Here is a 12,604-nt window from a genome sequence, read left to right on the forward strand (position 1 = left end):
ACAATGGCTTTCTGCTATTTTAATAGTATCTTGTCGCCTTTAAAATAAAAAAATGGCTATAACTACTACAAATCAGGATTTTTTTAAATCAAACGTACTCGGTCATCCGGCTGGGCTTTTTGTATTGTTCTTTACAGAGATGTGGGAGCGTTTTTCTTATTATGGAATGCGTGCTCTTTTGGTACTGTTTTTAACAGCGTCTATTTTTGGAGATAGTCCAGGATGGGGTTGGCCCCAGGAACATGCATATGCATTATTTGGTTCATATACCGCTTTAGTGTATTTGTCTACTATGTTAGGGGGATATTTTGCTGATAAGATGATAGGTTATCGCTGGGCGGTTATTGTAGGTGCTTTTTTAATGACATTGGGTCATGCTTGTATGGCTGTCGAGACTCCATTTTTTATTTATCTTGGATTAGCTTTCTTAGTTTTTGGTACTGGTTTTTTTAAACCTAATATGACTTCTATTATTTCTGAAATGTATAAAGATGTACCAGAGAAAAAAGATGGGGCATATACAATATTCTACATGGGTGTAAATGCTGGTGCTTTTTTTGGAATATTACTATGTGGGTATTTAGGAGAAAAAGTAGGCTGGAGTATCGGTTTTGGTTTAGCGGGTATTTTTATGTTTTTCGGACTTTTACAGTTCTATTTTTCCCAAAGTATTTTTGGTGATATAGGTTTAAAACCTAAAGCAGCTGAGGAACTTGCTTTAGCAAACTCGGATGCAATGGAAATTAATACAAATATAGCAGATCCAAAAGATGTAGAGTTTAAAAAAGATAATGATAAAAGAGTTCCATTTAAAGCTTGGCAATTATTAGTAATAGCAGCTTGTAGTATTTTAGGACTTACGTGGGTTATTAATGATCCTGTATCTAAAATATCTGAAGGGTCTGTAAATTTTCTTAAAGTTGGAGCATATGATTTTTCAAATTATGTAATTCTTGGAGCTTTATTGCTATTTTTTATACTCTTAGTGTATAGGTTAAATCGATACTCGCCTATTACCCGACAAAAATTAATAGCTGTCACATTTTTTGCAACGCTAACATTTTGCTTTTTTGTAGTTTTTGAACAGGCTCCCGGCACGCTTACCATTTTTGCAAGAGACTATACAGATAGGGTATTAACAGGAGGTGCTAGTCTTGCCTTTTTAATAGTAAATTCTCTAATTGCTTTAGTACCCTTGGCTATAATCACATGGGTACTTTATTTACTTTTTAAGCAGACCTTTAAAAACTATGCTTTAGCTAACATCTTTCTAAGTATAAGTTTTGTAGTGATATGGATTATAACTTTATGGATGTTGACAAATGATTTTTATACTGCAGGTTACCTTGAACTTTCTGATGATACACTTCAAATACTTAGGATAGATAAAGTTACAAAGAAGCTTACAGAGATTCCTGCAACTTGGTTTAATGTTCTAAATTCATTATTTATTATTACACTTGCACCTCTATTTTCTAAATGGTGGGGAAGTAAATATAATCCTTCAGCAAATACCAAGTTTGGTATCGGTATGATTCTGCTCGGTCTTGGAATGGGCTTTATTGCTTATGGAGGTAGAAATATCGCTCCGGGAGTAGAATCTGCTTCTGTAGGCATATTTTGGCTGGTATTTGTATATTTATTTCATACTATGGGTGAGTTATGTATTTCTCCAGTTGGTCTTTCTTACGTGAGTAAGTTAGTTCCTGGCAGGATGATTGCATTTATGTTTGGAGTTTGGTATCTTGCTATAGCTATAGCTAATAAAGTAGCAGGAATTATAGGTGAAAAGTCTACAGACATAGCAAATGAAAAAGGTATTGGTACTTTCTTTTTTATTATTATGATTGTTGCTGTGTCGGTAGGAATTGTCTCAATTTTACTTAATAAACCAATTAAAAAACTAATGCACGGCGTAAAATAATTTTCGGCACTGTTTTTGAAAACTATCCGTAAACTTTAATTAAATATGAAAAAAATACTTTTGGCCCTGGTTATTACCCTTGGTGCTCTTACTGCACAGGCTCAGGAAATTAAATGGATGAGCATGGATGAAGCTCTTGCTGCTCAAAAGAAGAAAGCAAAGCCTATTTTTATGGATGTATTTACTGATTGGTGCGGCCCATGCAAAATGCTTGATAAAAATACTTTTCATGATGCAGAGGTTGTAAAGTATATAAGTGAAAACTATTATGCTGTAAAGTTTAATGCAGAAAGTAATTCTGAAATAAATTATAAAGGCAAAAAGTACACTAATCCGCAATACAATCCTGATCGTAAAGGGAGAAATGCAGTACACGAATTTGCTATGTTTTTAGGAATAAGAGCATATCCTTCTATGATAGTATTTAATGCTAAAGGCGATGTTAAAGAGCCTATTGTAGGATATTATCAGCCTTCACAGTTACTGGAAGCACTTAAGTCTAAGTAATTATCTTAATTATATATAAAGTCCCTTTTCGCCTTTTTGTCGGAAAGGGCTTTTTTTGTTTAAGTAATATTATTTCTTTTCTTAAATTAGGCTCATTAAAATTTAGATAGCATGAAAAAGATATTTATACTACTATTTATTGCTTTAGGTACTATAACACTGCAGGCACAGGAAACAGAATGGCATACTAATCTTAGTAAAGCGATTACTTTGTCTAATAAAACCCATAAACCTTTGTTTCTTTTCTTTACTGGAAGCGACTGGTGTGGTTGGTGCATGAAGCTTCAAAAAGAAGTTTTTAAAACTCCCGAATTTAAAAAATGGGCGAAAGAGAATGTTATTCTGGTAGAACTTGATTTTCCGAGAAGGACACCACAACCTGACGAACTTAAGCAGCAAAATGCTCAGTTAAATAACTTTTTTAAAGTAAGGGGCTATCCCACTGTATGGATCACTGATGTTGTAATGACCAGTGAAGGCAAGATTCAGTTTGCGCCACGAGGCAGCAGCGGCTATGTTGCCGGAGGGCCTTCGGCATGGCTTGAAGGGGCTAATAAAATAATGGTTAATAAAACATAATAGTTATTGCTATTCAACAATTCTGTAAAATCCTTTTTCGGCTGTGGCATGAAAAGGGATTTTTTCTTTTCTGCACGTAGCCCGCCATTGACTTAGCTTAGTTTTATAGTTTGTGCCGTCTGCTATTACCTGTCTGGGTTTATATTGCTTTATAATACGCTCCAGGTTTATTTTTGCCGATTCGGTTAGTATTACTATGTCAGGTTTTATATTCTGTATAATGCAGTCCTTATCTATCAGGAGTATTTTTTTTCCGTTGAACCAAATTATATTTTGTTTTTTCTTTAAGTTTACCGGAAGATTAAAATTATCTCTTGTATAATCACGCCCCAAATTACTGGCCGGCATTAGGCTGTCATCACTTATAAATGTAATAGAGTTGTTTTGTTTTAATGCAATGCTGGTATTTTTGTAATCATTAAAAACTATCAGTTCTTGATTAGTTCTTGTCTCCAAAACGGTTAATGTATATGTACATTGAAGAAGTAATATTGAGACTAAAAAGAAAACTGTCCGTATAAAATTCTTTTTATAGATCCACAAACCAAAAAGAAATATAACTATATATAATGTACAGGTCAAAAGCAGCGTAAAAGGAATATCTTTTATAATAAAGCTCTCAAAAGACGCTATCCAGGCTATAAACAAATTCATGAGCGTCACTACAAATCCTAACAGTTTTCCTAATAGTAATGTGGCATCTATCCATATGAAATTTAATAATAGAACAATGAGCCCCAGTAGTAAGATTATATTTGATAATGGAATAACAATTAAGTTTGCCAACAGGAACAATAAAGGGAAACGTTTAAAATAAAACAATATTAAGGGAAGTACACCTACCTGAGCAGATAATGAAACTAATACTGTATCACGAAAATAATTTACAGCTTTGAATTTTGATGTTTTTAATTGTTGGTAAAAAGGCTCAAACCAGACAATTGCAAATACTGCCAAGTAACTAAGCTGAAAACCTGCATCAAAAATAAAACCGGGTTTCGCAACTAATAATACAAGCATTGAAATTGCTATAGAATTATAAATTGGGGTTTGACGATTAAGATACTTTCCGATGCTTATGAAACTAAACATAATAACTGAACGCACTACCGATGCAGACAGTCCGGTTATAAATGCAAATCCCCAAAGTAAAATAAGAATAGTTATAAGCTGTATAATCTTGCCTTTATTTTTTAAGCGTTTTAATGGTTTGAGTATATTTATTAAGGCGTAAAAAAGTACAGCGAAATGTAATCCGGATATTGCTAAAATGTGCATCACACCTGCATCTCTATAGCTATTGTTGGTTGCGGTATCAATATCCTGCCGCTGACCCAGCAAAAGTGCATTAAGTGTGTTTTGTAATGTAGTACTATAATTGTGTATTTTAAAACTATTTGAAAGTTTAAATCGAAGTAAACCTAAATAATAATTGAAATTATATTTTCTTCCGGTTTTTATATAATTGCTTCTGAGTTGCAGTTGATAGAAAATATCCTGTTTTTCCATATAAGCAGCATAATCAAACTGATTTGGATTTAAAGGTTTTGCTATAGCTGTAGGAGTGTCTGCAATGATAAATATATCACCTGGAAACAGGAGAGTTTTCAGACTGTCTTTTGCTGTTGTCAGTAAAATTTTTCCTCTTGTCTTTTTTTTGTTTACCGAAACAACTTCTAAATAATATTTTTCCTGATAATTATTAGGCTTTAAGCGTTCTAAAATAATACCTTTTATAACATTATCCGTGTTTTTTAAATAGTGGCTGTAATGTAGTTTGTTATTTGGGCTATAGTGCAATATTTGTATCAGCGAGCCCAGTGCAAGCATGAATGAAAATGCGGCAATACCAAAATAAGGTTTAGGTAAGAATGTTTTTTTAGAATGCCAATAAGCTATAATTAAAATAATAAATGTAAAGGAACATACAATAAGAGATGTTTCAGGTGAGGGTTTAAAAAAATCCCCGATAATTATGCCTAAAGCTAAAAATAAGGTAAGGACTGCAATAGGATATTTCAATGCCGGCAAACTGTCAGTATTGAAACGCACTATAATAAAATTTAATTTAAATGGATTTTAATTAATCTTCTATAACCCTGTTAGCCTGAACAAATGTTCTTTCATTGTAAGGCTCATTCATAGATGATATAATTACGCCTGAACTTGTAGATGCGTGAATGAATTTGATTTCGCCTTCAGGTGTAACTTCTGTAACCAATCCAACATGATTTATAACATTTCTGCGCCTATTATTATTAAAGAATAAAAGATCGCCTTTTCTTACTTCAGAAAGTTTTACTTCTTTTCCTGCTTTAGCCATGTCGTATGAACTTCTTGGCAGGGTAATGTCAAAAATCTGAAATGTTGCATATACCATTCCCGAACAATCCATTCCGGCTTTTGTAGTGCCGCCGCCTCTGTAACGAACACCTTCAAACTCCATAGCATTATTCACTATCTGCACAGCAAGATAATTTTCATTGGGAGCAGGAGTAAAGTCAGGATCATCTTTATCTTCTAAGATAATTGCATGGCTTTTCTTTATAGGATTTGTTTTTACGGAAGGAGTTTCATATTTGTTAGGGCCTCCTTTGCTTAATTCTTTGCCGGATACCGGTTCGTAAGCTACTATCTCTTTATTATTGAGAGATGCCATTTCTTTAACTACAGCATCTTTATTTACTGTAGCCTTAGCACTGGTTTTTTTGGCTTCTTGTTTTTCAGTATAAGAATAAACTCCCTTTTTCTGGGCTTCTTTCTTTGAAGTGATAATTTGCGCTGAGGATTTCACGGAAATCATCAAAAGCAAAAACAGGGATATGGATGCGAGGTTTTTCAAATCTTTATTGTTTCAAATTCAAATCGTGTTTTTACAAATATAGAAAAATAATTTTATCAAAATTTTTAGAATCTATGTTAAATGTTCAATAATTAATCCGGCTGTTTTTTGGCTTGCACCACCGCCTCCTAATTTTTCTTCCAGTAAATCATAGTCTTTCCGTAGCTTTTCACGATATTCAGGTGTTAATATTTTTTGTAATTCTACCTTTATATTTTTGGTGTTAAAATCATCCTGAATCAATTCTTTAACAATTTCTTTATCCAATATAAGATTTACCAAAGAAATATACTTAAGTGTTATAATTCTTTTAGCTATTTGATAAGATATCCAGTTTCCCTTGTAACATACTACTTCAGGCACTTTAAATAAAGCGGTTTCCAGTGTGGCTGTACCTGAAGTAACTAAGGCTGCATATGCAATACTTAAAAGGTCATACGTTCTGTTAGAAATAAATTTCACATTGCTTTTCCCTAAAAACTGCTGGTAAAATGAATATTCCTGAGATGGTGCTCCTGCAATTACAAATTGATAATCCGGAAAATCATGTACTACCGAAAGCATTCTTGTAAGCATTTTGGCAATTTCCTGTTTTCTGCTGCCGGGTAAAAGTGCTATAACCGGTCTGTTGTCAAGATCGTGTTCTTTACGAAATTCAGCCTCATTGGTAGATTTTCGGTTGTGTATTGCATCAACTAACGGGTGTCCTACAAATTCAACCGGGAAATTATGTTTTTTCTCATAGAAATCTTTTTCAAAAGGTAGGATAATATACATATGATCTACATCGCGCTTTATGGCTTTAATGCGGTTCTCTTTCCATGCCCATATTTGTGGTGAAATATAGTAGTGGGTTTTAATGCCTTGTTCTTTAGCCCACTTGGCAATACGCATATTAAATCCCGGGTAATCTATAAATATAATTACATCAGGACTGAAAGCGGCTATATCCTGCTTACAGAACTTTATATTATTTAATATGGTTTTTAAATTTTGCACTACTTCTGCAAATCCCATGAAAGCCAGGTCACGATAATGTTTCACTAATGTACCGCCAACTCCCTGCATAAGGTCGCCGCCCCAAAAACGTATCTCAGCTTCAGGATCCTCCTTTAAAAGCTCTTTCATTAGATTAGCTCCGTGCAGGTCACCTGATGCCTCGCCTGCTATAATATAGTATTTCATGCCTTTTATTTGTATGGCAAAGTTAATTATTTTGTAGTATTCAGTTTCCAGCCGTTTAATGTCTGAATAGCATGGTGCGCTGTAAGATCAAATTGTACAGGTACAACAGATATATAACCGTGTTCCAGAGCCCATTCGTCAGTATCTTCTCCTTTATCAAGATTAATGAATTCTCCTGTAAGCCAGTAATAATCTTTGCCCATAGGGGTCTGGCGTTTATCAAAACGCTCCTCCCATATAGCTTTTGCCTGACGACATACTTTAATACCCTTAATTTCCTTTTCTTTTAGTTTAGGGAAATTTACATTTAATATCACGCCTTCAGGAAGACCGTTTTGCAAAACTTCTTCGGTAATTTTCTTTACATAAGCCTTTACCTGTTCAAAATCCGCATTCCAGTTATAATCAAGAAGTGAAAAGCCAATTGCCGGTATGCCCTCTATTCCTGCTTCTACTGCAGCACTCATGGTGCCCGAATAAATAACATTAATAGACGAATTGGAACCATGATTTATTCCGGAAACGCATAGGTCGGGTTTATGTTTCAGTATTTCGCTCACAGCAAATTTAACACAGTCTACAGGAGTGCCGCTGCAACTGTATTCCAGTTTTACATCAGGGTCAATATCTATCTTGTTTATTGATAGGGTGTTATTTATTGTGATAGCATGTCCTGTGGCAGATTGCGGACTATCTGGAGCCACAACAACTACTTCTCCAATTTGCTTCATAACATCTATAAGCGCCCTAATACCAGGTGCCGAAATTCCGTCATCATTAGTAACGAGTATTAAGGGTTTTTTCTTCATTGTATAGAAAAATCAAAATAAGTATTGTACTTTTACGTTTGCTAAATTAAGCAATTTTAAGGTGTCGCCCCCATTTACGGTTATTGGAGATAAAAATTTTAAAACAATGCATTTTGGCACGCTTTTTAATGTAATAGACTATACGATTATTTAAATGAATGCCATTTTAAGCTATATGAAAAGAAATTATAAGATATTAGCGTTTGTTGCCTTACTGGCAGTTGCGCTTTGGAGTTTTATACCCAAACAGGATATTGTTAAGAATGATCCGGATAAAGACAGATTGCTTTTAGAATTAATGACATTTGTTATAGAAAAGGGGCATTATGATCCGGCTAAAATAGATGATACTTTCTCAAAAGGGGTTTATAAAAGCTATCTGGAGTCTTTAGACCCTTCTAAAAGATTTTTTATACAGTCTGATATTGATGAGTTTTCAAAATATGAAACCCAGATTGATGACATGATCAATAATAAAGATCTTAGTTTCTTTGATCTTACTTACGCAAGATTGAAAAAAAGGATAAAAGAATCTGAAGGCTTTTACAAAGAAATTCTTGCGCAGCCGTTTGATTTTAAAATAAACGAAGATTTTAATGTTGATTATGAAAAGATGCCTTATCCTAAAAATGATGATGAGCTGAGAAACCGATGGGAAAAGCAACTTAAACTTTCTGTGCTTTCTACAATTACAGATAAGCAAAAAATCCAGGAAACCCCTGCAGATAAAGCTAAGGGCGAAGAAGGTAAAACAGAGACTGAAGAAGTTAAGAAAAAAACTTTTGAAGAACTTGAAAAAGAAGCACGCGAATCTACACTAAAATCACTTAACGACTATTTTGGAATTATAGATGATCTTGACCGTGATGAATGGTTCAGCATTTATCTTAATGCCATAGCAGAACGTTTTGATCCGCATACTTTTTATTTTGCGCCTGATGATAAAGATAAGTTTGATACCAGTATGAGAGGTTCTCTTGAAGGTATTGGCGCAAGGCTGCAAAAGAAAGGCGATTATGTGGAAATATCTGAACTTATAATAGGTGGCCCGGCATGGAGAGGTAAAGAGCTTGAGCAGGGCGATATTATAATGAAGGTAGCACAGGGCAAAGAAGACCCTGTTGATATTGCAGGTTTACGCCTTGATGATACTGTTAAGAAAATTAAAGGTCCTAAAGGAACTGAAGTAAGGCTTACAGTAAAAAAAGTGGATGGTACTATAAAAGTTATTTCAATAATAAGAGAGGTAGTAGAGATCGAGGAGACCTATGCAAAATCAAGTGTTGTTAAGAAAGACGGCAAAACGTATGGCATAATAAATCTTCCTAAGTTTTATATTGACTTTGAAAATAAAGATAGCCGTGATGCTGCAAAAGATGTTGCAATTGAAGTGAAAAGACTTAAAGAGCAACATGTAGATGGTATAATCATGGACCTTAGGGATAATGGTGGAGGTTCACTTAAAACCGTTGTTGATATTACAGGATTATTTATTCCTCAGGGACCGGTTGTTCAGGTTAAATCTGCGGGTAAACAACAGGAAGTCTTATCTGATAGTGATTCGTCAGTTCTTTGGGATGGTCCGCTGGTAGTATTGGTTAATAACTTTTCGGCTTCGGCTTCAGAGATATTTGCTGCTGCAATTCAGGATTACCACAGAGGAGTTATTATGGGTAGTAAACACACTTATGGTAAAGGTACTGTTCAGAATCTTATAGATCTTAACCAATTTGTAAGGAATAATTCAATGGGCGATCTTGGGGCTCTTAAAACGACTACACAAAAATTCTACAGAATTAATGGTGGTTCAACACAAAGAGAAGGTGTAGAAAGTGATATTGTTATGCCGGACAGATATTCTTATATAGATATGGGAGAACGCGATCAGGACAATGCCATGCCATGGGATAAAATTGAACCTGCACAATATAAACCTATAAAAAATAATTTTCAGAGTGTTATAGCCAATAGTAAAAGCAGAATGGCAAATAATCCGCAATTTAAATTAATGGACGAAAATGCCAAATGGGTTAATGAGAAAAAAGACAATACAACTTATAGCCTTAATATAGATAAGTTTAAAGCTGAGGTTGAAAAAACTGAAGCGGCAGCTAAGAAATTTAAAGCGCTTAACGATTATAAAAATAATCTTAAATTTGACGCCCTTTCCTATGAAAAAGCAATTTTTGCTAAAGAGCCGGAACTGGCAGAGAAAAAGGAAAGATGGTTTGAAAGTCTGTCTAAAGATATTTATGTAGAAGAAGCACTAAATGTGCTGGATGATATGCAGCCTAAAACAGCTAAAGGCAATGCTGTTACGGTTAACAAAAAAGAAAAAATGGTTAAAACAAGATAAGCCCTGATGGATAAAACCAATCATTCGCTTACAGGCTTAGCGCTCCGGAAATTCAAAAAGAATTTTTGGGGCGTTTTAAGTTTTGTATTTATTGTAATTTTAGTTTTCATAGCGATTTTTGCTTATGTGCTTTCGCCCGATAAAACCCGCAATGCCAATTGGGGAGATCTGTCAATACATTCTAAATCGCCCGGATTTACAGTTAAAATGCTTACGTTGCCCGCTAAGCATAATGATAGTAGTTTTTCAGATTATTTTGTTGGTAAAACTTCAGTTTCTGCAAAAATACCAATACTCAAATATACTGTAACTGCTGATAGCCTTACCTATTACGAATATACCGATGAACCGTCTTTCGCGGTAACAAAAACAATTCCGTTGTCTGCATTTGGTAAAAATAGTACGTCAAAGGAAATTCAGGAAAATTATATTAGTGAACAAACATTTATTCTCGGTACCGATAGTCAGGGGCGTGATATGCTAAGCCGTCTTATAATTGGCTCAAGAGTATCCATAGCAATTGGTTTTGTAGCAGTATTTATTTCTTTAATTGTAGGAATCTTTTTTGGAGCTATTGCAGGCTATTATGGAGGAAAAGTAGATGCTTTTGTAATGTGGCTGGTTAATATTATATGGTCTATACCTACATTACTATTGGTAATAGCCATAACGCTGGCTTTAGGTAAAGGCTTCTGGCAGGTTTTTGTTGCTGTGGGATTAACTATGTGGGTTGAAGTAGCAAGAGTTGTCAGGGGGCAGGTAATAAGCCTTAAGCAAAGTCAGTTTGTTACTGCTGCGCGTGCTTTGGGATATAAAAACAGCAGGATCATTTTCAATCATATATTGCCTAACAGTATGGCACCTGTAATTGTTATTTCAGCAGCTAATTTCGCTTCGGCAATATTAGTAGAAAGCGGACTTAGCTTTTTAGGCCTTGGGGCACAGCCGCCAATACCAAGCTGGGGGGGTATGATTAAAGATCACTACAATTATATTATTCTCGGGAAACCTTATCTTGCTATGGCTCCGGGTATTGCAATGTTGTTGCTGGTGCTTGCCTTTATGATGATGGGTAACGCATTAAGAGATGCACTGGATGTAAAGAGTGAGTAATTTTATAATTAAAACTCCGATTTACTACCACTCATTTACTTTATTAGCATCCATTTTAATAAATATAAATAGTAAAATGGTAAATGCCCAAAGGCTTGATCCTCCATAGGAAAAGAATGGGAGGGGAACACCTATAGTTGGGAATAGTTTAATGAGCATTGTAATATTTACAAAAAAATGCATAAATAATATTGCAGCTACACAATAGCCGTAGGTTCTGCTTAATTTAGACTTTTGACGTTCTGCCAAATAAATTATCCTGAGTAATAAAGTTACAAATAAGGCTATAACTACACAGGCGCCTACAAAACCCCATTCTTCGCCAACCGTAGTAAAAATGTAATCCGTATGCTGTTCAGGTACAAATCCCCCTTTAGTTTGTGTACCTTCAAGGTAACCTTTACCGAACCAGCCACCCGAGCCAATGGCAATCATACTCTGGTTAAGGTTATAACCTTCTGCCTGCTGATTCACATCTTTGTTGAACAATACATTTATACGGTCTTTCTGATGTTCTTCCAGTACATTTTCATATACAAAATCCACCGAATAGACAAAGCCTGCTATCGCTACCAGAACCAAAGTTGAAAGTATAGGATTTCTATGAGCTCTACGCGTGAGGAAAAAATGAATTAATATAATAATTAAAGCAAATAGTACTATAAAAAGCGGTTTTACCAATAATGCTAAAAGGAAAAGTACAATAGCTATTGCACCGGTGGCTAAGTACCATCCAGGTAAACCTTCCCTGTATAGTACCAATGCAAGTGCTGCAAATATCATTGCGCTCCCTGCATCGGGCTGCATCATTATAAGTAAAACAGGAAGGCCTAAAATAGCAAACGCTATAAGCTGATGGTTCGTGTTTTTAAGATTTATCTGTACATCACTTAAAAATTTAGAAAGCGCAAGTGCAGTACCTATTTTTGCAAATTCTGATGGTTGTAAGCTAAAGCCCCCAAACGAATACCAGTTGGTCTGGCCTTTAATGGTTTTACCTGCAACAAAAAGTCCTGCAAGCAGAACAATGCCCAAACCATAAAAGATAAAAGCGTATTTGTCATATATTTTTGCATCTATAGTAAGCAATACTATAATTAGAGGAATACTCAGTGCTATAAACATTATCTGCTTACCATATATCTGCCCAATATCAAATATCGATGTAGTTTCATTAGGCAGTGAAGCGGAATAAATAGTCATCCAGCCGGCCCCCACTAATAGTATATATAGCAGAATGGTAATCCAGTCGATATTGTTAGCTACGCTTTGATTCTTCATTACCGGAT

Annotated in this window: 10 protein-coding genes; 5 read left to right on the plus strand and 5 right to left on the minus strand. The window is 34.9% G+C overall.

Going from position 1 to position 12,604, the window contains the following annotated elements:
• Nucleotides 1-52: 52 nt before the first annotated feature.
• From NHE85_RS08555 to NHE85_RS08565, 3 genes are all read left to right on the plus strand, one after another.
• Nucleotides 53-1,924 (plus strand): peptide MFS transporter, encoded by a 1,872-nt coding sequence (locus tag NHE85_RS08555; protein ID WP_252811609.1) that lies wholly within the window; start codon nt 53-55, stop codon nt 1,922-1,924.
• Between the two features lie 45 nt (nt 1,925-1,969).
• On the plus strand, nt 1,970-2,431 hold the full coding sequence (locus tag NHE85_RS08560) for a thioredoxin fold domain-containing protein (protein ID WP_252811610.1): 462 nt from the start codon (nt 1,970-1,972) through the stop codon (nt 2,429-2,431).
• 111 nt (nt 2,432-2,542) lie between these two features.
• On the plus strand, nt 2,543-3,010 hold the full coding sequence (locus NHE85_RS08565; RefSeq protein WP_252811611.1) for a thioredoxin family protein: 468 nt from the start codon (nt 2,543-2,545) through the stop codon (nt 3,008-3,010).
• Nucleotides 3,011-3,019: 9 nt separating this feature from the next.
• On the opposite strand, the gene NHE85_RS08570 is transcribed toward NHE85_RS08565, so the two are convergent.
• From NHE85_RS08570 to surE, 4 genes are all read right to left on the minus strand, one after another.
• Nucleotides 3,020-5,062 (minus strand): ComEC/Rec2 family competence protein, encoded by a 2,043-nt coding sequence (locus NHE85_RS08570; protein ID WP_252811612.1) that lies wholly within the window; start codon nt 5,060-5,062, stop codon nt 3,020-3,022.
• Nucleotides 5,063-5,093: 31 nt separating this feature from the next.
• The gene (locus NHE85_RS08575) at nt 5,094-5,852 is read right to left on the minus strand and encodes a C40 family peptidase (protein ID WP_252811613.1); all 759 of its coding nucleotides are present in this window, start codon (nt 5,850-5,852) and stop codon (nt 5,094-5,096) included.
• 72 nt (nt 5,853-5,924) lie between these two features.
• On the minus strand, nt 5,925-7,037 hold the full coding sequence (gene lpxB / locus NHE85_RS08580) for a lipid-A-disaccharide synthase (protein WP_252811614.1): 1,113 nt from the start codon (nt 7,035-7,037) through the stop codon (nt 5,925-5,927).
• A 26-nt stretch (nt 7,038-7,063) separates the two neighbouring features.
• Nucleotides 7,064-7,846, minus strand: coding sequence for a 5'/3'-nucleotidase SurE (surE, locus tag NHE85_RS08585; protein ID WP_252811615.1), 783 nt, complete (start codon nt 7,844-7,846; stop codon nt 7,064-7,066).
• A 154-nt stretch (nt 7,847-8,000) separates the two neighbouring features.
• Between surE and NHE85_RS08590 the strand changes: the two genes are divergently transcribed.
• Both NHE85_RS08590 and NHE85_RS08595 read left to right on the plus strand, forming a co-directional pair.
• Entirely contained in the window at nt 8,001-10,202 is a 2,202-nt protein-coding gene (locus NHE85_RS08590; RefSeq protein ID WP_252811616.1) for a carboxy terminal-processing peptidase, read from the plus strand.
• Between the two features lie 6 nt (nt 10,203-10,208).
• Complete coding sequence (locus tag NHE85_RS08595) at nt 10,209-11,315, plus strand: ABC transporter permease (RefSeq protein WP_252811617.1); 1,107 nt, start codon at nt 10,209-10,211, stop codon at nt 11,313-11,315.
• Between the two features lie 24 nt (nt 11,316-11,339).
• Here the strand turns inward: NHE85_RS08595 and rodA are convergent, their stop codons facing one another.
• A complete protein-coding gene (gene rodA / locus NHE85_RS08600) occupies nt 11,340-12,596 on the minus strand; it encodes a rod shape-determining protein RodA (RefSeq protein ID WP_252811618.1) in 1,257 nt (418 codons plus the stop codon).
• Nucleotides 12,597-12,604: the final 8 nt, after the last annotated feature.

It is taken from the genome of Flavobacterium sp. NRK1 (assembly GCF_024054175.1).
In the GTDB taxonomy this organism is placed as follows: domain Bacteria; phylum Bacteroidota; class Bacteroidia; order Flavobacteriales; family Flavobacteriaceae; genus Flavobacterium.